The sequence below is a fragment of the Mucilaginibacter arboris genome (genome assembly GCF_009754915.1).
In the GTDB taxonomy this organism is placed as follows: Bacteria; Bacteroidota; Bacteroidia; order Sphingobacteriales; family Sphingobacteriaceae; genus Mucilaginibacter_A; species Mucilaginibacter_A arboris.
Genome location: NZ_WPIK01000006.1, coordinates 130,490 through 154,599 on the forward strand (window position 1 = coordinate 130,490; position 24,110 = coordinate 154,599).

A 24,110-nucleotide genomic window follows, 5' to 3' on the forward strand; every position below is an offset into this window, starting at 1 on the left:
TTATTGTGTTAAAAGATTTTTATATTCGGGTAAAAGTGTTTTAAACTGATGGATTACTTGTTCTAATGTACTTTCTGATTGTCCGCCGGCCGCATTGCGATGGCCGCCGCCATGAAAGTAATTTTTACAGATTTCATTAGCCGGAAAAGTTCCGGAAGAACGCAGCGAAAGCTTTACTTTATCTGTACGTTCGATAATAATTGCAGCTAAACGGATGCCGGTAATAGATAAAGCATAATTTACAATACCTTCTGTATCACCGGTAATAATGTTAAAACGGTTCAGTTCATCGCGTGTAATTGCAATCATTGCGGTATTAAATTCTGGTAGGATTTCGAGTTTTTCGCTCAGGCAATAACCCAGAAAACGCAATCGGTTTTCGGTAGAATGATCATAAACCAATTGGTGGATAGCTGCATTATCAGCGCCCAGATCAATTAAATCAGCAGTAATGCGATGGACATTAGCAGTAGTAGTCGGGAAACGGAACGAACCAGAATCCGTCATAATACCTGTATATAAACAAGTTGCCACATCGGCATTAATACTTCTTTTATCACCTAAAAGTTCGGCAATAAATTCATAAACCAACTGTGCTGCAGAACACGCTTTGGTATTCCAGTGGCGAAAATCATCAAAATTTTCAGGATCGAGATGATGGTCGATCATGATTTTTTTTGCTGATGATGCTTTCACCAATTCGCCTAATTCATTAATACGGGAAAGCGAATTGAAATCAAGGCAAAAAATCAAATCCGCCTGTTGTACCCATGCCGCTGACTGTTCTTTTTTTTCTGTGTAGATGATCACATCCGCATTGCCAGGCATCCATTGTAAAAAATAAGGATAATCTGTTGGTGTAATTACCTGCACGTTGTGCTGCTTTTGCCTAAGGTAATGAAATAAACCCAAGGAAGAACCCAAGGCATCGCCATCAGGTTTATGATGCGTGGTAATAACAATTTTTTGAGGCTGGGCCAGTAATTCCTTCAGCTCGGCAAGGTTTAACATCTACTCTTTTAAAACGGAATGCAAAGCTAAATAAATAAATGAATTTCAGGTCCTTTTATTCAAACTTGGTTTTGGTTTCCTGTCAAAAAACCTACTTTTGCGCTCAATTGATAAATAAATTTTATGGAAACCAACAAAACTTTCACGATGATTAAGCCGGATGCTGTTGCAAATCAACACATTGGTGCTATTTTAAATAAGATTACCCAGGCCGGTTTTAAAATCGTTGCCTTAAAATATACTTCTTTATCTCCTGAACTGGCCGGAAAATTTTACGCTGTTCACGCCGAACGTCCTTTTTATAAAGATTTATGCAGCTTTATGTCTTCCGGACCAATTGTAGCTGCTATTTTAGAAAAAGACGATGCAGTTGCTTCTTTCCGTAAACTGATTGGTGCAACCAACCCCGCACAAGCAGAAGAAGGTACAATCCGTAAAGAATTTGCAGAATCTATCGAGAAAAATGCTGTTCACGGTTCTGATTCTGATGAAAATGCTCAAATTGAAGGCAACTTCTTTTTCTCTGCTTTTGAAAGATTTTAGGTGATAAAAGAAGCATTGCTTTCCTGCTGTCATTTCGATGAATGAGAGAAATTCTTCAAATAACAAGTTTTAGGTGATAAAAGAAGCATCGTGTTCAGGTAAGATGCTTCTTTTTTTATTTAGAAACATCATTAACTAATTCAAGTAATTGTTGGTTCAATGAAGATTTCCCCCTTCGGTCAAAATGACAGAAAAAACTTATAACAAAATAATCTCTGTTATCAATTCCGTTTCTGCCTGTTCGTTTATTTTAGCAATAATTTCTTCGCGCATCCGCAGCAATTCGTTTTTTATAACAGAAGAATCCATTCGGATAAACAACTTCCGATTTAAAATAAAAAGTTCTTTAGTTCTGTTTGCAGCAGGTTTTCCAACCAGATCTGCCCAGTTGGCTATTACGGCCGTTTCATCAAACTTTCGCTTGATTTTGTAAACTTTAAGCATCAGGCCTAAAGCTTCTTTTAACGTTTTATCGTTTGTGCGGCCCATCTACCTGTCCTTTATGTACGTTAAAAATAGTTACTTCTACACCAATTTTATCAAAAATATCCTGCATTCTTGCTGCACTTGTATCGGTAATAAAAACCTGGCCGAAGTTATTATCAGAAACCATCTGCATTAGTTTATGAACGCGCTTTTCGTCTAATTTATCAAAAATATCGTCTAAAAGAAGCAATGGTTTAAAGCCTTTTTGCTGATATAAAAAACTGTATTGCGCCAGTTTTAGCGCCACCAGGAAAGATTTTTGCTGACCTTGTGAACCAAACTTTTTCATCGGCATTTGGTGGATGGAAAATTGCAAATCATCTTTATGGATGCCAACACTTGTTCGCTCTAAAACCCGATCTCGTTCTGTTGATTTTTTAAGTAAAAAAGCAAAATCATCCTGCAACAACTGCGAATCGTAAACCAGCTCTACGCGCTCGGCATCTTCACTCAAATACTGATAATGCTGGTTAAAAATCTCCGTAAAGGTTTCCATAAAAGCTTTCCTTTTTTGGAAGATGATGTTGCCCGAAGCAACCAATTGCTCATCAAAAACCTCTAACAATTGCGGATCGTACTTTCCGGTTTCGGCAATGGTTTTTAACAGGATATTCCTGTTAAGCAGGGTTTTGTTGTACAAAATCAACCCATCTAAATACTGATGATCGGTTTGCGAAATCACATTATCCACAAACTTCCGGCGCTCCTCGCTCCCTTCCATAATTAGCGTAATATCATACGGCGAAAGCATCACCAGCGGAAACAAACCAATATGGTCTGCCAATCGCTGGTATTCTTTTTTATTGCGTTTAAATTGCTTTTTTTGATTGCGTTTGATGGCGCAGGCAACTGTATCTTTTTGTTCTTCTTTGATAAATACGCCGTTTACCATAAAAAAATCTGCGCCTTGCAAAATTTGCTGACTATCAATTGGATTGAAGTAGCTTTTGCACAAGGAAAGATAATGGATAGCATCTAACAAATTAGTTTTTCCGGCGCCGTTATCACCGGCAAAAACAGTAACGCCAGACTGAAAGTTAAGGTCAGCCTGCATATAATTCTTAAAATTAAGCAGGGAAAGCTGTGCTAAATACATGTCGGGCTTCAAAGGTAACAATCCTGTGCTTTATGCAATATAACGGCAATAGAAAACAGCCTTTAAAATTCGCGCAAAATAGGTGTTGCTAAACATGGTTAAAACTGTATTTTTGCACACTAAAATTTTGGATACAAATGTCAATTAATCAACCAAATACTAAAGTTGCCACCGAGATAAAAACTCCGGCAGAAGCAAAACCATTAGCGCAAACCGGAAATTTTGTAAGAGAAAACCAAAAAAGCCTGACTTTTATTATCAGTGCTGTTCTGGCTTTGATCGTGATTTATTTTGCTTATCAAAAATTTTATCTCGCTCCGCGTGAGGTTGAGGCGGCCAACCAAATGTATGTTGCACAGGATTTCTGGGACAAAAAGCAATGGGACAAAGCCATTAATGGTGACGCGGGTTATCCGGGTTTTGCAAAAATTGTGGATGAATACAGCAATACCAAAGCAGCTAACTTAGCTTATTACTATTTAGGTGTTGCTTATTTAAATAAAGGCGACTACAAAAAAGCAGTTGATAATTTAACTAATTACCGTGGTGATGATTTAATTATTGCCGCACAGGCTTTAGGAAACACCGGGGATGCTTATGTGGAAATGAAAGACTACGATAAAGCTGCTACTTATTATAAAAAAGCTGCCGATAAAGGCAACAACAGTTTTGTTTCTCCTATGTATCTTAAAAAACTGGCTCTGGTTTACGAAGCGCAAAAAAACTATAACGATGCTTTGGATGCATACAAAAAAATTAAAACTGATTATCCCGAAAGCAATGAAGCCGGCAGCATCGATAAATATATAGCAAGGGCAGAAGCACAAAAACAATAGCAGGCAAATTTTTGCCCGGTAAAAGAAGCATCAGGTAAATTCTTCCACAACAAATCTCCTTTAATGGCCTCTCAACTTAAAAATTTATCTGATTTCTCGCATACGGTTATACCATCTGCTGCTCCTTATCGTTTCGGTATTGTTGTTGCAGAATGGAATGCAGATGTAACACGTGCTTTATTGGAAGGAGCTTATCAAACTTTAATTAAGCATGGTGCAAAAGAAGAAAACATACAAACTTACCCGGTTCCGGGAAGTTTTGAGTTAACTTCCGGAGCTGATTTATTGCTGAAACAAGGAAACCTTGATGCCGTAATTTGTTTAGGATGTGTAATACAGGGAGAAACCCGACACTTTGATTTTATTTGCGATGCAGTAGCCAATGGCGTAAGCAATGTTGCTATAAAATACTCAAAACCGGTAATATTTGGTGTATTAACTACCGATAACCAGCAACAGGCTTTGGACCGATCAGGCGGCAAACACGGCAACAAAGGAGATGAGGCAGCGATAACAGCTATAAAAATGGCAGAATTGACTGTAACCTTAAACGGATAAAACAGGTATTATTTAATTTTAAAGAGATTATAAAATTTACCAAAATGAGAAAACTTATTTTACTTGCTGCCCTGGCTGCTACATTAACAGGTTCTTTATCTTCTTGCTCTTCCAAGCTTTGCCCGGCTTACGGCAACAGCCACCACAGATAATCGGCGTACTGTCAATTTGCTAAATTTTTAGGGTGATAAAAGAAGCATCCTTGTACTTTTGCAAGTATGAATTGGATTAATCTTACCTCCGAAGAACAAATAAAGGCTATTAAAGCCGCAAAAGGTTACAGCATCATTTTTAAACACAGCACACGGTGCTCCATCAGTATGATGGCCAAAAGAAGGTTTGAGTTAGACGGAAACTTGTTTGATGAAAACACGCCGCTTTACTTTTTAGACCTGATTAAATACCGCGAATTATCAGCCAAAGTAGCTGAAACTTTTAACGTTCACCATGAATCTCCTCAATTGCTCCTGATTAAAGACGGCGAGTGTATTCTGAACCAATCCCATTCTTCTATTTCTGCCGAAGAAGCAGTGGAAGTAATGCAATAGGTTGATGGTTGAGGGTTCATAGCTTATGGTTTATGGCGCATAGCTGATGGCTCATACCTCATCGCTCCTACCCTCTACCTCAAACCCCATACCCCCTACCTCATCCAACTACCAGCCGAAACTTACAGTCTTTTTAATATCCGGGTTCAGGCTCAAATATACAGGGCAGGTTAAAGCTGCCCTTTCTAATATCTTTTGCTGTTTGTCTGTGTAAGTTTCCGGGAATTTTAAATTAACAACAATTTCTCCTACCCTACGCGGGTTGGCAGCCATAATTTTAGTAATGCTGCAAGTTGTATGATCAATATTGATCTGATGCTCCCGGGCAGCAATGCCCATAATGGTTAACATACAGCTTCCTAAGGCAGCAGCTAATAAATCCGTAGGCGAAAAAGCTTCGCCTTTTCCCTTGTTATCAACAGGCGCATCCGTTAAAATTGCTGTACCGGATTGTACGTGTGTTGCCTCTGTTCTTAATGTTCCCTGATATACGGTTTCTATTGTTGCCATCGTTCATATAATTTCTATTGGCAAATTAAATAAATTGTAGTCAGTTGACCGTCATTAACCTTTTGTTAAAGCACTATTTTCTGTAAATAAAACGGAATTACTTAGTTTTGTAGTATGATAGATTTACCAGTAGTTCCTGCTGTTCAACCTCAGCGTAAACCAGATTGGTTAAGAGTAAAATTACCTGTTGGCAAAGAATATGCACATGTTAGAGGGCTTGTAGATACACATAAATTACATACCATTTGCGAAAGCGGCAATTGCCCGAACATGGGTGAATGTTGGGGCGCTGGTACAGCTACTTTCATGATTTTGGGAAAAATCTGTACCCGTTCCTGTTCTTTTTGTGCTGTAGCAACAGGCCGGCCTTTAGCTGTTGACCTGGATGAACCGGAACGTGTAGCAAACTCTGTAAAACTGATGCAGGTAAAGCATTGCGTAATTACTTCTGTTGATCGGGATGATTTAAAAGATGGCGGTTCCATCATTTGGGCAGAAACCATTAATGCCATCCGCAGGGAAAGCCCTGAAACTACTTTAGAAACCTTGATTCCTGATTTCAGAGGGATTTGGACGAACTTAGACCGTGTACTGGCGGTACAGCCGGAAGTAGTTTCCCATAATTTAGAAACCGTAAGGGAACTAACCAAAGAAGTAAGGATCCAGGCAAAATATGACCGCAGCCTGGAATGTTTAAGCCGGATTTCTGCTGCTGGTGTGCGTACCAAATCGGGCATCATGTTAGGTTTAGGCGAAAAGGAACACCAAGTTTTGCAAGCGATGGACGATTTATTGCAAGCAGGCGTTCACATTCTTACCTTAGGGCAATATTTACAGCCATCCAAAAACCATCATCCGGTTTTAGACTGGATACACCCGGACCAGTTTCAATTTTATAAAACAATAGGATTAGAGAAGGGTTTCAAGTATGTAGAAAGCGGGCCGTTAGTCCGTTCTTCTTATCATGCTGAGAAACACTTATTTGATTTTTAACATTTCCGTAACCTGCTAATTCCTTGATCAAGAAACGTAAAATATCACTTTCTGAGGAAGAACTTATTACAGCCCTGCAACAACATGAAAAAATAGCTGCAGAAGCTTTGTATGACATGTACTCATCTTCGCTATTTGGCGTTATTATCAGGATAGTCCAAAATAATGAACTGGCAGAAGACATATTACAAGAAACATTTGTAAAAATCTGGAACTCGTTTCCTTCCTACAGTTCTGATAAAGGGCGCCTTTTTACATGGATGGTGAATATTGCACGTAATCTTTCTATAGATAAAATCAGGTCTAAAGATTATAAGAACCAAACCAAAAACCATGAACTCGAAATAAACGTAACTTCTATTGATGCAAGCAGGAACACTACTTACAGGCCTGAACTTTTGGGTGTTAAAGATTTATTAGATAAGTTAAGGCCTGAGCAAAAAGTAATCCTGGACCTGGTATATTTTAAAGGATATACACATTTGGAGGCAGCTGACGAGTTAAGTATTCCTCTGGGAACTATTAAAACCCGTTTAAGAATGGCCATAATCCAGCTTAGGAAATATTTTAATTAGAGTGGAAGATATAAAGCAATATATTGAATCAGGCATACTAGAACTTTATATTCTGGATACGTTAAATCCGGAAGAAAAGCTCGAAGTAGAAAGCATGGCTGCTAAGTATCCTGCTATTCAAAAAGAGCTGGACGAAATTAGCCAAGCAATGGAGCTTTATGCAGAACAAAATGCAGTTGAACCATCTGAAAATTTAAGAGAAACCGTTTTAAACCAGTTAATTGGTACTACGCAAGAACCTGTTTCGGTCCCACAAAAAAACATTTCAGAAAATAAAAAAGTAATTCCGTTACAAGCTGCCAAACAAACTTATTTTTATAAATATGCTTTTGCTGCCAGTATTGCTTTGCTGCTGGTTAGTTTAGCTGCCTTGTTTAATATGTATAACCGTTTGCAGGAATCGCGTCAGCAACTGGTTACCCTTCAGTTACAGAACCAAAAATTTGCCAATCAGGTCAATTTTCAGGAAAGTCAGCTTAATCAATACAAACAGCAATCAGGCGGAACAGCTTTACAAAAGCCTGTTTTTGTGGATAGTGTTACCGTAAAAGGAAAAACCAATACTCCGGGGTTAATTGCTATGCAATCGGAGTTAAAGCAATCTAAAAAAAGGATACTGGCTTTAGAACTGCAAAATAAAGACCACGAAAAGGAATTGAATGCCTTTTCTGATCCTGATACCAGATTTATAAAACTAAAAGGCGTAAAAGATTCTTCTTCTATGCTGCTTGCCTGGAACCCGGAGAAAAAACAATTATGGATCAATAAAAAAGCATCCACTTTACCTGCGAACGACCAGCAGCATCAGTATCAGTTATGGGCAATACGTAAACTTAAACCGATTAGCTTAGGTGTATTTGATGTTCGTAAAACTGATTCGATTATGGAAAAAATGGCATCTATTGATAAGGCATCTGCTTTTGCTGTAACTTTAGAACCACGCGGAGGAAGCGAAAAACCAACTATGAAGCAAATGATGGTGATGGGATTTGCACATAAATAGCAGTTTCCCGAAAGAATAATACTTAAAAACGATGAGCTTTCTCAGCCGTTTTTTTGTGCAATTATTTTGGCTAATGTTACCGGAACCTGTGCAGCAACCTGAGCTGCTAAAACTACAGATGAACGGTTGTTTAAGGCCAGTTCATCCCCTGCTTTTCCATGGAGGTACACACCAAGCAAAGCAGCTTCAGCAGGCGCATATTTTTGTGCTATAAAAGAAGTAATAATACCTGTCAGCACATCTCCCATTCCGCCAGATGCCATTGCCGAATTGCCGGTTGGATTAAAATATTGACTTCCTTCCGGAGTAGTAATAATGGTATATTGATTTTTAAGAACGATAATTATTTTTTTCTCTGCCGCTTGTTTTTTGGCAGTTTCCAGCCTTTCCCACCAGGATGTATGAGCGCCAAACAAACGATCAAATTCTTTTACATGAGGTGTGATGATAGAATTTTCAGGAATCGATTGCCACCAATCCGAATTTTCAGAAAGCATATTTAAAGCATCTGCATCCAGCACAACCGACTTTTTAAAATTAGCAAACAGCGCTTCCATTAATGCAGTAGAATCTTTTCCCAATCCCGGACCTGCACCAATTACCGTAAATTTATCCCATTCAATTTCGGGCATTTGCTTTTCTTCCCTTACAATTGCCATCACTTCCGGAATTAATGAATTTAACGCAGTTAAACCCGGAGCCGGAATACAAACCGTTGTTAAACCTACACCTGCATAAGCTGCTGCAGAAGAGCAAAGCAAAGCGGCTCCCATTGTTTTTGCCTGGCCTGCAATTAACAAAGCATGCCCAAATGTTCCTTTATGCTCAAATTTTTTGCGTGGCCGTACTGTTTTTACCACATCTTTTTCTTCAATCAACTCAAAATTGCTATCTAAGTTTTGAATGAAGTTTTCATCCAAACCAATATCAACCACCACAAAATCATCCATAAAAGAAGCTGATTCGGGCAATAAGAAATTGAGTTTTGGTCGCTGAAAAGTGATTACCAAATCTGCTTTTAAAACTATCGCATCTTTATCAATCACGCCTTCCGTTAAAAGTCCGGTTGGAACATCTACTGCAATAACCTTTTTTTCAATATTATTTAAATGTTTCACCAAATCAGCATAAGCACCACTTAGAGGTTTATTCAAACCGCTTCCCAATAAAGCATCAATGATAACGTCAGCGTTTTCTTCTGGGAAATCTCCTGCTTTTAACTCTATAAAAGGAACAGATGCTTCTTTTAACCGGGTAAAATTGGTATCAAAATCAGCAGTTGCATGATCTGAAAAGCGTGCTATTTTTACATCGATATTTTCATACTGATTCGCTTTTAACAAACGGGCAATTGCTAAACCATCTCCGCCATTATTTCCCGTTCCGCAATAAACAGCTATCGAAATATTTTTATCAGGAAAATGATTGCAAAAGAAGCATACAAAGGCTTTGGAAGCACGTTCCATCAAATCAACTGAAGCAATGGGTTCTGTGCTGATAGTATGCGCATCGACTTCGTGCATTTGTGCAGAGGTTATTAGTTTTAACATAAATTCCTAACAACTGATTTTGCAGCAATGTTTATAAAAAGCGAATGCTTCTTTTATGCCGATAAAAGAAGCATTCGCTTGTATTATTAGTTTTAAAAGGGATGAATTAAACAACCACGTTCATTTCCTTCTGCAAAAACTTTCCCGTAAAACTTTCTTTCACTTTGCATAAATCTTCAGGGGTTCCAGAAAATAAAATTTTGCCACCACCAGATCCACCTTCAGGTCCAAGATCAATTACATGATCTGCTACTTTTATCACATCTAAATTATGTTCGATTACCAAAACCGTGTTGCCTTTATCAACCAGTAAATTTAAAACGCCAAGTAATACGTTGATGTCTTCAAAATGCAAACCTGTTGTTGGTTCATCCAAAATGTAAAATGTATTGCCAGTATCTTTTTTAGAAAGTTCTGTTGCTAATTTTACACGTTGTGCTTCTCCTCCGGAAAGCGTTGTAGAAGATTGACCCAGGGTAATATAACCTAAACCAACATCCTGTAAAGTTTTAATTTTTCGGTAGATAGAAGGAATCGGCTCAAAAAAAGCACAGGCATCTTCAATGCTCATATCCAAAACATCACTGATGGATTTACCGCGATAACGAACTTCTAAGGTTTCACGGTTGTATCTTCTTCCACCGCAAACCTCGCATGGGACTTGTACATCGGGCAAAAAGTTCATTTCGATCAGTTTTACACCTGCACCCTGACAAGTTTCGCAACGTCCGCCTTTCACGTTGAAGGAAAAACGGCCGGGTTTATAACCACGAATCCGTGCTTCAGGCAAACCAACAAAAAGAGCGCGAATATCAGAAAAAACGCCTGTATAAGTAGCCGGATTAGAACGCGGCGTACGTCCAATTGGTGTCTGGTCAATTTCAATTACTTTATCAATATTTTCCAACCCTTCAATTTTGCCATAAGGTAAAGGCTGCTTTTTTGCACGAAAGAAATGATGATTTAGAACCGGATACAAAGTTTCTGTAATCAAGCTCGATTTTCCACTGCCGGAAACCCCGGTAATTCCAATTAACTTTCCTAACGGGAAATCAACATTTACATTTTTTAAATTATGCCCGGATGCTTTTTTTATCGATAAAAATTTGCCATTGCCTGCTCTTCTTTTCTCTGGGATGGCAATTTCCTTGCTTCCGTTCAAATAAGAAGTAGTAAGCGTTTGCTGGTGCATCAATTGCTGCGGTGTACCTTGTGCAACTACTGTTCCGCCGTGTACGCCGGCTGCCGGCCCCATATCAATTACATAATCTGCTTCCAGGATCATGTCTTTATCATGTTCAACAACTAAAACTGTATTGCCGAGATCGCGCAGGTTTTTTAGAGCATGAATCAATCGGTCGTTATCACGCTGATGTAAACCGATGCTTGGCTCATCCAGAATGTACATCACATTCATTAACTGTGAACCAATTTGCGTTGCCAAGCGAATACGCTGCGCTTCTCCGCCAGAAAGCGTTCTTGCCGTACGATCAAGCGTTAAATAACTTAAACCTACATCTAGCAAAAAACCGATGCGGGCACGTATTTCTTTTAAAATTTCTTTGGAAATGATGTTCTGGCGTTCGCTGATCCGTTCTTCCAAACCCTGAAACCAGGAATTAAGTGTAACAATATCCATTGTAGCCAAATCGAAAATGCTTTTGCCATCAACCTTAAAATTCAAAGATTCTTTTTTAAGGCGTGCGCCGTTACATTCGGGGCAAACTTTTACTACGCGATAATTGTCCAGGTCGCCGCTGTCATCGTCAGTTCTGCGTTCCTGCTGCTCTTCCAGCATTTTAATAATACCATCAAAACTGATCTGGTAATTCTGGACATTGTATTTATTGTATTCCACCGGAACGGTAATCATATCAGGAGAACCGTTTAAGATAATTTTTACAATATCCGGCGACAGCTTTTCGATTGGCGTAGCAAGCGAAAATTCATACTTTTTACCCAGCGCTTTTAAAACCTGAAACATCCAGGTTTCGCGGTATTCGCCAAGCGGTGCCAAACCACCGTTTAAAATACTTAGTTTACGGTCCGGTATAACAGAATCTTCTTCTACCTCCGAGATATAACCCAAACCGCCGCAACGCGGACAAGCGCCATAAGGCGAATTAAAAGAGAATGTATTAGGCTGAGGTTCGTCGTAAGAAATACCGGAAACCGGGTCCATTAAAAATTTGCTGTAATAGGAAACGTTGTTTTGCTGATCTGCAACGCGGATAATTCCTTTAGCTACTTTTAAAGCGGTTTGAATGGAAGTTTGCAGCCGTTTTTCATCTTTTTCGGTGATAACCAAGCGATCAACCACAATATCAATATCATGGATTTTATAACGGTCGAGTTGCATTTTTGGCTCTACATCTTGTATCGCGCCATCGATCCAAACTTTTAGATAACCTTGCTTGCGTATCTGCTCAAACAATTCGCGGTAATGCCCTTTCCGGCCTTTAATTACCGGTGCTAAAATATTTATCGGTTGTCCGTTAAACTTCTCTAAAATGGTACGAAAAATCTGGTCTTCTGAAAATCGCTCCATCTTCTCTCCGGTAACATACGAATAAGCATCGCCAGTACGGGCAAAAAGCAGACGCATAAAATCGTAAATCTCCGTAATCGTTCCAACTGTAGAGCGCGGGTTTTTACTGGTAGTTTTTTGTTCGATGGCGATAACAGGACTTAATCCGGAAACTTTATCTACATCCGGCCGTTCCATTCCGCCCATAAACTGGCGCGAATAAGCCGAAAAGGTTTCCATGTAACGGCGTTGTCCTTCGGCATAAATCGTATCAAAAGCCAGGGAAGATTTTCCGCTTCCGCTTAAACCTGTAATAACTACTAATTGGTTACGCGGAAAAGAAATATCAATATTTTTAAGATTATGTACCCGGGCACCAAATACTTCTACCTCACTTTGCTCGCCCAGATCAATCGCTTTTTCAGCCATACTTTAGTTCAGAAGATTATCTACTAATCCTAATAAATTGTTTTTGTTTAACTCGCGCAAAAATAAGCAAAAAAGGCCATCCCTGTTTAGGGACGGCCTTTTTTGCTTTGTGCTCCTTATGTAATGTTTAATTAAATGCCACCGAGTCTGGCTCGATGGATTGATAACCCAATTCTCCAGGCCGGGTAATCATTTGCTTAACAGCAACCAGATCATAAATATACCTTCCTGTTTCATGGTTTAAATGCAAACGAAAGTAGTTGTGCTTTTTCTGCTTTTTCATTTGCCGGGCTAACTTAATAGAACCGTTGTTGTAGGCGGCTGCAACCAATGTCCAATTATGAAACTCTCCGTACAGTTCCCGAAGGTAACGGCAAGCTGCAACAGTAGACTTTTTGAGGTTAAGGCGCTCATCATGGGCAGAATTAACTTTTAAGCCATAAGTACGGGCCGTTCCGGGCAAAAACTGCCACAAACCTTTTGCACCTTTTGGCGAAACGCCTGCTTCGAGGTTTGATTCTACAATCGGAATGTACTTAAAATCATCAGGGATACCATAATGTTTAAGAATTGGCTCGATTACAGTAAATAATTTTGCAGCGCGATAATGCAGCTTGTTAGTTTGCAGCCTCTTAAAGCTGTGCTGCTTTAGTGAATGCTCTAATTTTACGGCCACTTTCGGATCATGTACCGGTACGGGCTCATTGGCAAAATTCAGTTCATTCGATGCATCAGGAGCCTCGGAAACAACAACATCATTATCTCCTTTAGGCTGCGCTTTTTCTACTGTTTTTTTTAGCGTTGTACTGTAGATAAACAACTTTGACATTACAAACAGCACCACTATTACGGAGCACGTAATTAAGTGTTTTTTGTACATAGTCCCTTTGGTTTTAGTTATTAAATATTGATTAACTGCCGCAAAGATAGATTTATAAATCAGAATATCAAATACTTACAAAAACATCGGGAAAAATACCCTGTAAAAACAGCTTCAAATACAGCTAAAAAATACTTTTCCACATCCTCTAAATCCTTGTTTTAAAAAGGATTAATTTGCCAGAGAAGGCTTAAAAGGCTACCTTTACATCCCCCGATAAAAAACGGGCAATTGTTAAAAAATGGCTTACAAAAAACAAGGGAACAGTCGTGACGACAAATCCGCCGGACCAACCAGAAGAACTGGTAAACCTTCCACCGGCAGAAGCTTTTCTTCATCTTCAAAAAATGAAAACATTGGAGGAGAAGGCAGCTTCAAAAGAAAACCTTCCGCTTTCGGCGCACCGAAAAAATCTTTTGGTGGTGCAAAAGAAGCATCCGTAGAAAAAAGGTTTGGCAAGCCCTCCGCAGAAAACAACCGCTTTAAAAGCCGTAACAACAGCAATGCTTCTTTTACCGGCAAAAAATTGGCAGACGATACCAAACCTTTCCGTAAAAGCAGCACCGAAGGCAAGCCGTTTAAAGAACGTAGTTTCTCTGTCAAACCAGCTTCCGGCAGCGGCAGCGAAAGGCCTTTCAGAAAAAGAAATTCAGAGGGTTTTCAGGAAGGGCGTTCAAGGGAAAAATCATACAAAAGCAGCAATTCTGAAGGCAGGCCTTACCAAAAAGATTTTAGCGGAAGCGACAAACGCTACGTTAAAAACGGCGAAGAAGCAGGCGCCGATAAAAAACCGGTTATGCGTTCGCGCAATAAAACGGCAGAAAGCGGCAGTAGCAGCAGCAAAGACAAAGGCTTGATCCGCTTAAACCGGTACATTGCCAATGCCGGGATTTGTTCGCGCAGAAAAGCGGATGAACTGATTGAAGCAGGCGTAGTTTCTGTAAACGGCGAAGTAGTTTCTGAACTGGGTGCGAAAATTGACCCGATAAAAGATGTAATCCGCTATAACGGTGAAACTTTGAAGCGCGAAAAAATGGTTTACGTGCTGCTGAACAAACCAAAAGATTATATTACAACTACGGATGACCCGCAGGAACGCCGCACGGTAATGCAACTGGTAGAAAAAGCAAGCCGCGAACGGATTTATCCAGTTGGACGCTTAGACCGTAATACGACCGGACTTTTACTGATGACGAACGATGGTGAACTGGCCGAAAAGCTTTCGCATCCGCGCAGTAACATTACCAAAATTTACAATGTTGAGCTGGACAAAAGCCTGACTCAGGGCGATTTAAATAAAATTACTTACGGTTTAGAACTGGAAGATGGTTTGATTAAACCGGATGCAGTTTCTTATGTTACAGGCGGAAGTAAACGCGAAGTTGGCATCCAGATACACAGTGGTAAAAACCGGATTGTACGCCGTATTTTTGAACATTTAGGTTACGAAGTGGTAAAGTTGGACCGTGTGATCTATGCAAACCTTACCAAAAAAGATTTAACCCGTGGCCGCTGGCGTTACCTTGACGAAAAAGAAGTTATCCAGCTAAAACACTTAATGAAATAAAAAACACGGCCGCTTTGCTAAAACCAAAGCGGCTTTTTTATGTAAGTTTGATTTATAAACCATTCATTCTATCATGACAACTAAAAAAATATTGTATGCACTGCTGCTTGCCTGGCTGATGCCGGGATTTTTATTGGCGCAAAACGAATCGCCCCGCTTTTATCATTTGCTCATTGGTACTTATACCAACGCAACAAGCAAAGGCATTTATGTATATCAATTTGATACTAAAACAGGTACAGTGACTTACGAACAAGTAGCAGCAGGCGTAAAAGATCCTTCTTACCTGACTGTTTCTGCTGATAACCGTTTTGTTTATGCTGTAAATGAAAGCCATAATCCGGTCGGCGATAGCGTAAGCGCTTTTAAATTTGATAGCCGCTCCGGAAAGCTTACTTATATCAATAAACTTTCTACTTACGGAACCGACCCTTGTTACGTTAGCGTTGATAAAAACAACAGAAACTTGTTTGTTGCCAATTATTCCAGCGGAAGTTTGATTGCCTATTCTTTAAACCGGGATGGCAGTATTGCTGATACATTGCAAACTATTCATCACTCTGGCGGAAGTGTGGATACCACCCGGCAGAAAACGGCGCATGTTCATGCAGTGGTTTTATCTCCCGATCAAAAATATTTGTTTGCAGATGATTTGGGGACCGATAAAGTTTACCAGTACGTTTATCAACCTAATAATAAACAACCTTTAACGCCTGCTGCACAGCCAACTGTTGCGGTTAGGCCTGGCAGCGGCCCACGCCATTTGGTTTTTAGTGCCGATGCCAAACATGCTTATCTTACCCAGGAAATGGGCGCTTTGGTTACTGCTTTTAATTATGCTGATGAAAAATTAAACCCTATACAAACTATTGCGATGGAAAGCAGTGATTTTAAAGGCCAAAACGGTGCGGCAGATTTACACCTTTCCTCGGATGGTAACTTTTTGTACGCTTCCAACCGCGGCCAGGCAAATGATTTGATAGTGTATAAAGTAAACAAAACAAGCGGACAATTAAGCTTTGTAGAAAGGCAATCGTGCTTAGGAAATGGGCCGCGAAACTTTGCAATTGACCCAAGCGGCAACTTTTTGCTGGTTGCCAATCAAAACTCGAATGATATTTACACCTTTAGCATCAATAAAACTACCGGCAAATTAACCCGGACAGGTTCTAAATTAGAACTTAGCCATCCGGTTTATTTAAAATTTGTTCCGATAAAGTAAGCATCAATTTTTATCCGGTAAAAGAAGTACCGGGGAAAAGGCCAGGATAAATGGGGAATGTTTTTCCCGTTTATCCTGGCCTTTTTGCTTTACAGGAGTTCCAATAACTGTAAAAGCTGGATGGCTTGATTATGGCTAAACAGCCGGAAACCGCTATCGCATTGAAAACAAAAGTTAATGAGTTGCCCGAAAAAGATACCTTAAACGAAAGTTGTTTCTGGCGGCTTGATTTATACACCGGCAAATTGCACTGGTCCGACGGGCTTTGCCAGTTATTAGGACTTTCCCAACCTTATACACCAACACTTGAAAAGTTAATTGAGTATTATCAGCCTGAAAAAAACATCCGCCCGGCTTTTAACCGCGCTATTCACCAGGGCATACCTTTTGAACTGGAACTGCCCGTGCTTACTGCTTATGATAAAGTAATTTCCGTTTATACTTTGGGCAGCCCGGTTTATGACGATTACGGAAAGTGCATTGCCGTAAAAGGTATTCTGCTTACCAGTTTGCAACAGGAAAAAGATTCAAAATCAAGTGTTTATATTTTGGAAAGTATTGAAGAACAGCATATAATGTTAGAAAACTTTTCGCGGATTGTTTCGCACAACCTGCGTTCGCATACCAGCAATTTACAAATGGTACTTGAATCCATCAACCAGAAAACTTCTTCTAAACAGATGCGAGATATGATCGGGAACATCAAAACCATCAGCAGCAACCTTAATCAAACGGTGGGTTACCTCAACACGCTCATCAAAATATAATATACTTCTTTTATCAACCTAAAATTTATGCCTTTATTAAAAACTATTGCAGTTGTAGATGATGACCCAATTTATATCAACGCATTAAAAAACCTGTTAAGTTCCTGGCAGGTTGCCAATCCATTTTTATTTTTTACGAGCGGAAAAGAAGCCCTGGATTTTTTACTGGTAAAAGAAGCATTGGCACTGCCGGACGTTTTGCTGCTGGACCTGAACATGCCGCTAATGAATGGCTGGAAATTTTTAGAAAACCTCGAACCAGTTTTGCCACAACTGCAAAAAAAAATCAACATTTATTTGGTTAGTTCTTCTATTTGGGAGGAAGACCTCAAACGCGCCAAAAAAAATAAACTGATTAAAGAATTTATTACCAAACCTGTTTTTAAAGAGAAACTGCTGGAAATTTTAGGCTGAGGTAAGTTCCTTACATCAAAAGCCCAGGAACAAGCGTTATCTATTTTAACAGGATTTGTTACTTTTGATGTTGTTTATGACGAGAAATTCAAAGCTTCTGTTGCTGTTAATTTTGCTGATAGCTGTTTTTGCTGTTAATTCCTGCAAAAAAGACGAGCAAAGCTCTATCAGCGATTTTTTAACCCGTAGTACCTGGAACTTAGCTTTACTGCAACGTTTTAAGTATGTAAACGAAGCATTGGTAAAAACCGATACTATACAAGCAGGCTGTACTTTAAACCAGACGCTTTTATTTAATGCTGATAATACTTATAATTTCAATAACTATAGCTGTAAAACAGGCTTATTAAGTTCAACCTGGTCTTTTACTCCTGATATGTTGTATTTGAATTTAAATTCAGTTATCAGCCAAACTTCTCCTACATTTAGTAGCAAGCAAAACGTTGCCCGGATTATTAACCTCGGCCAGTATTCTTTATCTTTTGATGCCGGAGATGTAAACATCGTTCATAAACCAACCGATACCGTTGTAATATACCGGTATGGTTTCATCCACAGCAAGTAGTTAACCGCAATTGCCTTACCTCAAATAAATATGGTTGCACCAACCGTTCCTTTAACAACAGTAAAAAAACGGATTGCCATTTTCGCTTCCGGCTCTGGTTCTAACGCTCAAAAAATAATGGAGCATTTTAAAAAGAACGACTTTGCAGAAGTAACGCTTATTTTAACCAATAACCCGGAAGCTTACGTTTTACAGCGCGCTGATAATTTTGAAATCCCAACCCATATTTTTAACCGGAAAGCTTTTTACCAAAGTGATGAAGTGCTTAAACTGCTCGAAAGTTTAAAGATCGACCTGATTGTGCTGGCCGGTTTTCTGTGGCTCATCCCATCGAATTTATTAGAAGCTTTTCCAAACCGCATCATCAACATCCATCCTGCGCTTTTACCAAATTATGGTGGAAAAGGCATGTATGGCGATTATGTACACCAAGCCGTTTTAGCAGCCGGCGAAAAGGAATCCGGCATTACCATTCATTTTGTAAACAAGCATTTTGATGAAGGCGAAATTATCCAGCAATTTCGTTTTAAGATAGAGCCAAATGATCAGTTAGAAAATGTGCGTTTTAAAATTCAGCAGTTGGAGCATTTGCATTTTCCGAAAGTGATTGAGAATTTGGTTAAGAAGCTGAAGTGATTTATGATACTGTTTTTACCGATATAAAAACAGTATTTAAAATTTTAAGTAGATTTGAATATACAGGAATTGTAACCTTATTAATAAAATCAAAATGAAAGTTTTAATAGAAATCCCGGACGATAAAGCCTCTTTTGGGATGAAAGTTTTAAAAAGCCTTTCTTTCGTTAAAAAAGCCAAGCCAATTTCTGTTGATAGTGTTACACTTTGGGAGGATTTAAAAGACGCTGCCGAAGAAGTACGTTTGCATAAACAAGGAAAAATCAAGCTAAAAACTGCCCAGGAGCTTTTAGATGAGTTATAGTATTATCCCAACTAATGGTTTTGAAAAAGAACTTAAACGGTTAGTCAAAAAATTTCCTTCTTTAAAAAATGAATATGCTGAATTGATTGGCCAGACTTCGCAAAACCCAGAATTAGGTATTTTCTTGGGTAATAATTGCTATAAAATCAGATTAGCTATTAACAGTAAAGGAAAAGGCAAAAGCGGCGGCACAAGGGTAATTACTTACCTATACATCGCAACGGAAACAGTTTATTTGCTCACTATTTATGATAAAGGCGAAAAAGCTGACTTGAAACCCAATGAACTTAAAGAAATGGTTGGAAGCCTTGAACTGGATGTATAAAAGAATCGGGGCATTACCATTCATTTTATAAACGAGTGTTTTGATAAAAGCGTAATTATCAAGCAATTTCGTTTTAAGATCGAGCCAAATGACCAATTGGAAAAAGTACGCTTTAAAATTAAGCAGTTGGAACATCAGCATTTTCCGAAAGTGATTGAGAATTTGATTAAGAAGATGAAGTGATTTTTGTGATGCTGTTTTTATGGTGATAAAAACAGTATTGATTTATTTTACTAAATAAGCTGCGGCTCCCAAAATACTTTCACTTCTTTCACATCAACCCTTTTTCGTGCCTGTGCTAAATCATAACTTTCTTGAACACGTAACCAAAATTCGGGCGTTGTATTTTTAAAACCGGCGGCTAACTTCAAAGCCATTTCAGAACTGATGCCCTGTTTGCCGTTTATAATTGCCGAAAGGGTTTTACGGGTTGTTTGTAAGCCTTCAGCGACTTCTGTAATGGTTAAAACCTGTCCGGTTTGTTCGCGCAAACCTTCTATCGTTTCTAAAATTAATTCTCCCGGATGCGCAGGATCAAACATTGCCATAATACTCCTCCTAATTAAATTAATGATAATCTATATAATCCACATCCGTAACATCTTCACCCTTAAAACGAAAAATAATGCGGAAGTTTTTGTCGACCTTAACGCTCCAAAAGTCTTTCAAATTTCCCGAAAGCTTATGCAAATTGTAACCTGGAACATTCATTTCTATAGGCGAAGCTGCATTATCCAAACGAGTTAAAATCCGGCGAATTTTAGCAACCTGTTCTGGTATTAATTTAGAAGCATTTCCATTTTCATAAAATTGCTTTAGTCCTTTGTGGTTAAAGCTTATGATCATGCACAAATGTAACGCATAGCGTTGCAGATAACAAATTTATTTTTCTTTGCTTACTTAATTAAAATAATTGAAAGTTTGGCTAAAAAGGTGAAGTGTTTTCCTGTTGATGCTGTTTTTAGGATAGTAAAAACAGTATTGATATTATTCATTATACCGTACAATGGTATTTGAACGAATTTTTCCAGTATGACCATCAATTACCAGCATTCTTCTGCCAGCACTGTATAAATTTAATAAATTTGGATTTGCGGGAATCCAAACTTGATATTCTATTGGAACTGAATCACGTATTACCAAAGTTCTGGATACATAAACAGTTATATTCTCCTTCATAATATCGATATTAAACTCATTATTAATTTTAGCAGCTAAATCATAAATAGAAAATTCAAATGTGGGCTGACCGAGATCAATCTCCTTAATTACATTGCCGTTACCATCATAAACCTTTTTAGCCCCTATTGGAATTCCGTAAAATACTTCTACTGAACTTTGTATGGCTCCATTAGATCTATCGTAAATATTTTTTGTTTTTAAAAGGAGTGCCTTTTAGTTTTATATCTTCAACGGAAGTATCTCTCATTCTAATTTGCCTTACACTATTTCCATTTGGCAAAGTAAAATTAGCCTCACCATTAATTTGTATTTCATCAAAGCTTTTGTTGCCCAGCTTTGCCATTTTTATTGGCTCTTTGTTGTTAAAAAAAGACGGCTTTTGCTGTGCTTCACAATTTAAAACACTTAACACCAATCCTAAAAAAATTACTTTTTTCATTTGTCAAATTTCAATTAATCATTTTTAGTTGGATAACATTGTAGTTCCATCTTTTGAACTTAGCATTTTTTAATAATGGAGTTGTTTAAACTTTTTTTCTGGCCCTCTTTTTTTGGGGGGTAGATGCTTCTTTTATCACCTAAAAAATGTTGACCATTGTTTTTTTGATCGATTAAATGTAAACACCAATTTTTACCCGGTAAATCACTAAAGACCTATAAGGTTTTGAAAACCTTATAGGTCTTTAGTGATTAAATACAAACACCAGTTTTACCCGGTAAAAGAAGCATAGGCACCAAACCTGGGCATGCCCAAGAATCAAATTTAAATCGGTACCAAAAAGTTTAAACAACCTCAATATTTCATAGTAAAAAATCAAATAGCTTTTATTACGATACTTCTTTTATCAATCTAAAACCTTTAACAAAGCATTAAAATTTTTACCTTTGCGGCTCATTTTACTGTTCATGAGTCAGCCTGTTAAAATAAAAAATGCTTTAATTTCTGTTTATTACAAGGATAATTTAGAACCAATTATTCATGAATTAAACCGCTTAAACGTAAAAATATACTCTACCGGCGGCACAGAAACTTTTATACGAAATTTGGGTGTTGATGTTATTCCAGTGGAAGATTTAACCTCTTATCCTTCTATTTTAGGTGGCCGCGTTAAAACACTTCACCCTAAAATATTTGGCGGCATTTTAAACCGTCGCGGGCACGAAGGCGACCAGCAGCAAATCGAAGAATACGAAATTCCGGAGATTGATTTAGTGATTGTTGATTTATATCCTTTTGAAGAAACCGTTGCTTCCGGTGCTTCGGAAGAAGATATTATCGAAAAGATTGACATCGGCGGCATTTCCCTGATCCGCGCAGCAGCTAAAAATTTTAAAGACGTGCTTCTTTTAGCCTCTAAAAATGATTACATTGAGCTGGAAAATATCCTGAAAACACAAAACGGCGAAACTACTTTTGAGCAGCGCAAAGCTTTTGCCCGCAAAGGTTTTCATATTTCTTCGCATTATGATTCGGCTATCTTCAATTACTTCAACCGCGAAGAACCTTTACAAATTTTTAAACAAAGCATTGAGCCTGCACAAATTTTACGTTACGGGGAAAACCCGCATCAGCAAGGCGTTTTTTACGGCAACTTAAATCAGCTTTTTGATAAGTTGGGCGGAAAAGAATTATCTTACAATAACTTAGTAGATGTTGATGCTGCCGTTGCTTTAATCGATGAATTTGAAGAACCAACCGTAGCAATTTTAAAACATACCAATGCATGCGGAATTGCCAGTAAGGCAACAATTTTACAAGCGTGGACTACTGCTTTGGCCTGCGATCCCGTTTCTGCTTTTGGCGGCGTCATTATCACCAACAAAGAACTGGATGCAGCTACAGCAACAGAAATAAGCAGATTATTCTTCGAAGTATTGATTGCCCCGGCATATAGTGAAGAAGCTGTAAAAATCTTAACAGCTAAAAAGAACCGTATTATCTTGGTGCGTAAACCTGTCGAGCTTCCTAAAAAATTGTTCAAAACGCTTTTAAATGGTGTAATTGAGCAAGATAAAGATCTTTCGATAGAAGGGCCGGAACAAATGCAAACGGTTACAACCAAACAACCAACAGAACAAGAATTAAAAGATTTGTTTTTCGCCAATAAAATAGTAAAACATACCAAATCAAACACAATTGTGTTAGCTAAAAACAGCACATTAATTACAAGCGGCGTTGGCCAGACTTCGCGTGTGGATGCTTTAAAACAGGCAATTGTTAAAGCAGAAAGTTTTGGTTTTGATTTGAAAGGTTCGGTCATGGCTTCTGATGCGTTTTTCCCTTTTCCGGATTGTGTAGAAATTGCCGCAGATGCAGGAATTTCGGCTGTTTTACAACCCGGAGGTTCTATAAAAGACCAGGATTCGATCCAAATTGCAAACCAAAAGAACATCGTGATGGTAACAACCGGCGTTCGTCATTTTAAACATTAGTAGTAAACAGGTAAAACTGTTTAAGTAATTCTTTTAAGCGCTTTTTTTTCGTAAACTTTGCAGCTAATACTGAAATAAAACCAAATGGGTCTATTTAATTTTTTTACGCAGGAAATTGCCATTGATCTTGGCACTGCAAATACCCTGATTATACATAATGATAAAGTGGTGGTGGATGAACCCTCCATCGTAGCGTTTGATCGAACGACTAATAAAATAATTGCTATAGGGCGCCAGGCCATGCAAATGGAAGGCAAAACCCATGATAATATTCGTACTGTTAGGCCATTAAAAGATGGTGTAATAGCTGATTTTAATGCCTCGGAACACATGATCCGCGGCATGATCAAAATGATCAACAAAGGCAAAGGCTGGTTTTTTCCCTCACTTCGGATGGTAATTTGCATTCCTTCCGGCATCACTGAAGTTGAAAAACGTGCCGTACGTGATTCCGCAGAAATTGCAGGTGCAAAAGAAGTATATCTGATTTACGAACCAATGGCTGCGGCCGTAGGGATCGGCATTGATGTGGAAGAACCTATGGGCAACATGATTATTGATATCGGCGGCGGAACGACTGAAATTGCTGTTATTGCGCTTTCTGGTATTGTTTGCGATCAGTCGATTCGTGTAGCCGGAGATAATTTTGATTCTGATATTGTGCAATATATCCGCCGTCAGCATAACATTATGATTGGCGATCGTACGGCTGAAAAAATTAAGATTGAAGTTGGTGCAGCTTTGCCGGAATTAGCTGATCCTCCGGCAGACTTTGCCGTACAAGGACGTGATTTAATGACTGGTGTTCCAAAACAAATCACGGTTTCCTACACAGAAATTGCACATTGCCTGGATAAATCCATTTCTAAAATTGAAGAGGCTATCTTAAAAGCTTTGGAAATTACACCTCCGGAGCTTTCTGCAGATATTTATCAAACGGGAATTTATTTAACCGGCGGCGGGGCTTTGCTTCGCGGATTAGATAAACGTGTTGCAGCAAAAACAAAATTACCCGTACACGTAGCGGAAGATCCACTTCGTGCCGTAGTTCGTGGCACAGGTACAGCTTTAAAAAATATCGGAAGTTTTAAATTTTTAATGCAGTAAAAGAAGTATTGGGTTTCCAGTTGCCAGTTGTGAGTTACCGGTA

The 24,110-nt window shown here is 38.7% G+C and carries 28 protein-coding genes; 18 read left to right on the forward strand and 10 right to left on the reverse strand.

What is annotated here, in order from left to right:
* Positions 1–1,011 (reverse strand): DHH family phosphoesterase, encoded by a 1,011-nt coding sequence (locus GO621_RS08105; RefSeq protein WP_157565871.1) that lies wholly within the window; start codon positions 1,009–1,011, stop codon positions 1–3.
* Positions 1,012–1,134: 123 nt separating this feature from the next.
* Here GO621_RS08105 and GO621_RS08110 point away from each other — a divergent pair, with 123 nt between their 5' ends.
* Complete coding sequence (locus tag GO621_RS08110) at positions 1,135–1,554, forward strand: nucleoside-diphosphate kinase (protein WP_157565873.1); 420 nt, start codon at positions 1,135–1,137, stop codon at positions 1,552–1,554.
* Between the two features lie 198 nt (positions 1,555–1,752).
* On the opposite strand, the gene GO621_RS08115 is transcribed toward GO621_RS08110, so the two are convergent.
* Together GO621_RS08115 and recF are read right to left on the reverse strand one after the other, a co-directional pair.
* Entirely contained in the window at positions 1,753–2,043 is a 291-nt protein-coding gene (locus tag GO621_RS08115) for a DUF721 domain-containing protein (RefSeq protein WP_157565875.1), read from the reverse strand.
* A complete protein-coding gene (recF, locus tag GO621_RS08120; RefSeq protein ID WP_157565877.1) occupies positions 2,024–3,136 on the reverse strand; it encodes a DNA replication/repair protein RecF in 1,113 nt (370 codons plus the stop codon). Before recF ends, GO621_RS08115 begins: the two co-directional genes overlap by 20 nt.
* 137 nt (positions 3,137–3,273) lie before the next feature.
* Between recF and GO621_RS08125 the strand changes: the two genes are divergently transcribed.
* From GO621_RS08125 to ytxJ, 3 genes are all read left to right on the forward strand, one after another.
* Entirely contained in the window at positions 3,274–3,972 is a 699-nt protein-coding gene (locus GO621_RS08125) for a tetratricopeptide repeat protein (protein WP_157565879.1), read from the forward strand.
* Positions 3,973–4,035: 63 nt separating this feature from the next.
* On the forward strand, positions 4,036–4,530 hold the full coding sequence (ribH, locus tag GO621_RS08130) for a 6,7-dimethyl-8-ribityllumazine synthase (protein ID WP_157565881.1): 495 nt from the start codon (positions 4,036–4,038) through the stop codon (positions 4,528–4,530).
* Positions 4,531–4,748: 218 nt separating this feature from the next.
* Positions 4,749–5,078 carry a bacillithiol system redox-active protein YtxJ gene (gene ytxJ / locus GO621_RS08135; RefSeq protein ID WP_157565882.1) on the forward strand — a complete coding sequence of 110 codons (330 nt, stop codon included), beginning with the start codon at positions 4,749–4,751 and terminating at the stop codon, positions 5,076–5,078.
* Between the two features lie 108 nt (positions 5,079–5,186).
* Here ytxJ and GO621_RS08140 read toward each other — a convergent pair whose 3' ends face one another.
* Positions 5,187–5,588 carry an OsmC family protein gene (locus GO621_RS08140; protein WP_157565884.1) on the reverse strand — a complete coding sequence of 134 codons (402 nt, stop codon included), beginning with the start codon at positions 5,586–5,588 and terminating at the stop codon, positions 5,187–5,189.
* Between the two features lie 114 nt (positions 5,589–5,702).
* Here GO621_RS08140 and lipA point away from each other — a divergent pair, with 114 nt between their 5' ends.
* The 3 genes from lipA to GO621_RS08155 are packed head-to-tail and all read left to right on the forward strand — an operon-like array spanning position 5,703 to position 8,159.
* Entirely contained in the window at positions 5,703–6,581 is an 879-nt protein-coding gene (gene lipA, locus GO621_RS08145) for a lipoyl synthase (protein WP_157565886.1), read from the forward strand.
* Between the two features lie 23 nt (positions 6,582–6,604).
* Positions 6,605–7,156: an RNA polymerase sigma factor gene (locus GO621_RS08150; protein WP_157565887.1), complete on the forward strand. Its 552-nt coding sequence runs from the start codon at positions 6,605–6,607 to the stop codon at positions 7,154–7,156.
* A 1-nt stretch (position 7,157) separates the two neighbouring features.
* A complete protein-coding gene (locus GO621_RS08155; RefSeq protein ID WP_157565889.1) occupies positions 7,158–8,159 on the forward strand; it encodes an anti-sigma factor in 1,002 nt (333 codons plus the stop codon).
* 41 nt (positions 8,160–8,200) lie between these two features.
* Here GO621_RS08155 and GO621_RS08160 read toward each other — a convergent pair whose 3' ends face one another.
* From GO621_RS08160 to GO621_RS08170, 3 genes are all read right to left on the reverse strand, one after another.
* A complete protein-coding gene (locus GO621_RS08160) occupies positions 8,201–9,709 on the reverse strand; it encodes an NAD(P)H-hydrate dehydratase (RefSeq protein WP_157565891.1) in 1,509 nt (502 codons plus the stop codon).
* A 106-nt stretch (positions 9,710–9,815) separates the two neighbouring features.
* Positions 9,816–12,665 (reverse strand): excinuclease ABC subunit UvrA, encoded by a 2,850-nt coding sequence (gene uvrA / locus GO621_RS08165; RefSeq protein ID WP_157565893.1) that lies wholly within the window; start codon positions 12,663–12,665, stop codon positions 9,816–9,818.
* Between the two features lie 127 nt (positions 12,666–12,792).
* Entirely contained in the window at positions 12,793–13,545 is a 753-nt protein-coding gene (locus tag GO621_RS08170) for a lytic transglycosylase domain-containing protein (protein ID WP_157565895.1), read from the reverse strand.
* Positions 13,546–13,786: 241 nt separating this feature from the next.
* Between GO621_RS08170 and GO621_RS08175 the strand changes: the two genes are divergently transcribed.
* The 9 genes from GO621_RS08175 (at position 13,787) to GO621_RS08215 (ending at position 19,528) form a co-directional block, all read left to right on the forward strand.
* Positions 13,787–15,112, forward strand: a complete 1,326-nt coding sequence (locus GO621_RS08175) for a pseudouridine synthase (protein ID WP_157565897.1) — start codon at positions 13,787–13,789, stop codon at positions 15,110–15,112.
* A 73-nt stretch (positions 15,113–15,185) separates the two neighbouring features.
* Positions 15,186–16,334 carry a lactonase family protein gene (locus GO621_RS08180; protein WP_157565899.1) on the forward strand — a complete coding sequence of 383 codons (1,149 nt, stop codon included), beginning with the start codon at positions 15,186–15,188 and terminating at the stop codon, positions 16,332–16,334.
* A 131-nt stretch (positions 16,335–16,465) separates the two neighbouring features.
* Positions 16,466–17,101, forward strand: coding sequence for a PAS domain-containing protein (locus GO621_RS08185; RefSeq protein ID WP_157565901.1), 636 nt, complete (start codon positions 16,466–16,468; stop codon positions 17,099–17,101).
* 27 nt (positions 17,102–17,128) lie between these two features.
* Positions 17,129–17,515: a response regulator gene (locus tag GO621_RS08190; protein WP_157565903.1), complete on the forward strand. Its 387-nt coding sequence runs from the start codon at positions 17,129–17,131 to the stop codon at positions 17,513–17,515.
* A 76-nt stretch (positions 17,516–17,591) separates the two neighbouring features.
* A complete protein-coding gene (locus tag GO621_RS08195) occupies positions 17,592–18,080 on the forward strand; it encodes a hypothetical protein (RefSeq protein ID WP_157565905.1) in 489 nt (162 codons plus the stop codon).
* A gap of 30 nt (positions 18,081–18,110) precedes the next feature.
* On the forward strand, positions 18,111–18,716 hold the full coding sequence (gene purN, locus GO621_RS08200) for a phosphoribosylglycinamide formyltransferase (protein WP_157565906.1): 606 nt from the start codon (positions 18,111–18,113) through the stop codon (positions 18,714–18,716).
* A 94-nt stretch (positions 18,717–18,810) separates the two neighbouring features.
* Positions 18,811–19,020, forward strand: coding sequence for a hypothetical protein (locus tag GO621_RS08205; RefSeq protein ID WP_157565908.1), 210 nt, complete (start codon positions 18,811–18,813; stop codon positions 19,018–19,020).
* Positions 19,010–19,345, forward strand: a complete 336-nt coding sequence (locus GO621_RS08210; RefSeq protein WP_157565910.1) for a type II toxin-antitoxin system RelE/ParE family toxin — start codon at positions 19,010–19,012, stop codon at positions 19,343–19,345. The genes GO621_RS08205 and GO621_RS08210 overlap by 11 nt, the downstream gene beginning before the upstream one ends.
* Before the next feature lie 12 nt (positions 19,346–19,357).
* Complete coding sequence (locus GO621_RS08215) at positions 19,358–19,528, forward strand: formyltransferase family protein (protein ID WP_317163417.1); 171 nt, start codon at positions 19,358–19,360, stop codon at positions 19,526–19,528.
* Positions 19,529–19,578: 50 nt separating this feature from the next.
* Here GO621_RS08215 and GO621_RS08220 read toward each other — a convergent pair whose 3' ends face one another.
* The 3 genes from GO621_RS08220 to GO621_RS08230 form a co-directional block, all read right to left on the reverse strand.
* The gene (locus GO621_RS08220) at positions 19,579–19,893 is read right to left on the reverse strand and encodes a HigA family addiction module antitoxin (RefSeq protein WP_157565912.1); all 315 of its coding nucleotides are present in this window, start codon (positions 19,891–19,893) and stop codon (positions 19,579–19,581) included.
* Between the two features lie 19 nt (positions 19,894–19,912).
* Positions 19,913–20,191 (reverse strand): type II toxin-antitoxin system RelE/ParE family toxin, encoded by a 279-nt coding sequence (locus GO621_RS08225; protein WP_157565913.1) that lies wholly within the window; start codon positions 20,189–20,191, stop codon positions 19,913–19,915.
* A gap of 511 nt (positions 20,192–20,702) precedes the next feature.
* On the reverse strand, positions 20,703–20,966 hold the full coding sequence (locus GO621_RS08230) for a hypothetical protein (protein WP_157565915.1): 264 nt from the start codon (positions 20,964–20,966) through the stop codon (positions 20,703–20,705).
* 467 nt (positions 20,967–21,433) lie between these two features.
* Here GO621_RS08230 and purH point away from each other — a divergent pair, with 467 nt between their 5' ends.
* Together purH and GO621_RS08240 are read left to right on the forward strand one after the other, a co-directional pair.
* Positions 21,434–22,960 carry a bifunctional phosphoribosylaminoimidazolecarboxamide formyltransferase/IMP cyclohydrolase gene (gene purH / locus GO621_RS08235; RefSeq protein ID WP_157565917.1) on the forward strand — a complete coding sequence of 509 codons (1,527 nt, stop codon included), beginning with the start codon at positions 21,434–21,436 and terminating at the stop codon, positions 22,958–22,960.
* A gap of 84 nt (positions 22,961–23,044) precedes the next feature.
* Complete coding sequence (locus GO621_RS08240; RefSeq protein ID WP_157565918.1) at positions 23,045–24,067, forward strand: rod shape-determining protein; 1,023 nt, start codon at positions 23,045–23,047, stop codon at positions 24,065–24,067.
* The last annotated feature ends 43 nt before the right edge of the window (positions 24,068–24,110 follow it).

Coding starts and splice junctions, on each gene's coding strand:
- GO621_RS08105 (WP_157565871.1), bottom strand. CDS start 1,011: ATGTTAAACCTTGCCGAGCTGAAGGAATTACTGGCCCAGCCTCAAAAA.
- GO621_RS08110 (WP_157565873.1), top strand. CDS start 1,135: ATGGAAACCAACAAAACTTTCACGATGATTAAGCCGGATGCTGTTGCA.
- GO621_RS08115 (WP_157565875.1), bottom strand. CDS start 2,043: ATGGGCCGCACAAACGATAAAACGTTAAAAGAAGCTTTAGGCCTGATG.
- recF (WP_157565877.1), bottom strand. CDS start 3,136: ATGTATTTAGCACAGCTTTCCCTGCTTAATTTTAAGAATTATATGCAG.
- GO621_RS08125 (WP_157565879.1), top strand. CDS start 3,274: ATGTCAATTAATCAACCAAATACTAAAGTTGCCACCGAGATAAAAACT.
- ribH (WP_157565881.1), top strand. CDS start 4,036: ATGGCCTCTCAACTTAAAAATTTATCTGATTTCTCGCATACGGTTATA.
- ytxJ (WP_157565882.1), top strand. CDS start 4,749: ATGAATTGGATTAATCTTACCTCCGAAGAACAAATAAAGGCTATTAAA.
- GO621_RS08140 (WP_157565884.1), bottom strand. CDS start 5,588: ATGGCAACAATAGAAACCGTATATCAGGGAACATTAAGAACAGAGGCA.
- lipA (WP_157565886.1), top strand. CDS start 5,703: ATGATAGATTTACCAGTAGTTCCTGCTGTTCAACCTCAGCGTAAACCA.
- GO621_RS08160 (WP_157565891.1), bottom strand. CDS start 9,709: ATGTTAAAACTAATAACCTCTGCACAAATGCACGAAGTCGATGCGCAT.
- uvrA (WP_157565893.1), bottom strand. CDS start 12,665: ATGGCTGAAAAAGCGATTGATCTGGGCGAGCAAAGTGAGGTAGAAGTA.
- GO621_RS08170 (WP_157565895.1), bottom strand. CDS start 13,545: ATGTACAAAAAACACTTAATTACGTGCTCCGTAATAGTGGTGCTGTTT.
- GO621_RS08175 (WP_157565897.1), top strand. CDS start 13,787: ATGGCTTACAAAAAACAAGGGAACAGTCGTGACGACAAATCCGCCGGA.
- GO621_RS08180 (WP_157565899.1), top strand. CDS start 15,186: ATGACAACTAAAAAAATATTGTATGCACTGCTGCTTGCCTGGCTGATG.
- GO621_RS08185 (WP_157565901.1), top strand. CDS start 16,466: ATGGCTAAACAGCCGGAAACCGCTATCGCATTGAAAACAAAAGTTAAT.
- GO621_RS08190 (WP_157565903.1), top strand. CDS start 17,129: ATGCCTTTATTAAAAACTATTGCAGTTGTAGATGATGACCCAATTTAT.
- GO621_RS08195 (WP_157565905.1), top strand. CDS start 17,592: ATGACGAGAAATTCAAAGCTTCTGTTGCTGTTAATTTTGCTGATAGCT.
- purN (WP_157565906.1), top strand. CDS start 18,111: ATGGTTGCACCAACCGTTCCTTTAACAACAGTAAAAAAACGGATTGCC.
- GO621_RS08205 (WP_157565908.1), top strand. CDS start 18,811: ATGAAAGTTTTAATAGAAATCCCGGACGATAAAGCCTCTTTTGGGATG.
- GO621_RS08210 (WP_157565910.1), top strand. CDS start 19,010: ATGAGTTATAGTATTATCCCAACTAATGGTTTTGAAAAAGAACTTAAA.
- GO621_RS08220 (WP_157565912.1), bottom strand. CDS start 19,893: ATGGCAATGTTTGATCCTGCGCATCCGGGAGAATTAATTTTAGAAACG.
- GO621_RS08225 (WP_157565913.1), bottom strand. CDS start 20,191: ATGATCATAAGCTTTAACCACAAAGGACTAAAGCAATTTTATGAAAAT.
- GO621_RS08230 (WP_157565915.1), bottom strand. CDS start 20,966: ATGAAAAAAGTAATTTTTTTAGGATTGGTGTTAAGTGTTTTAAATTGT.
- purH (WP_157565917.1), top strand. CDS start 21,434: ATGAGTCAGCCTGTTAAAATAAAAAATGCTTTAATTTCTGTTTATTAC.
- GO621_RS08240 (WP_157565918.1), top strand. CDS start 23,045: ATGGGTCTATTTAATTTTTTTACGCAGGAAATTGCCATTGATCTTGGC.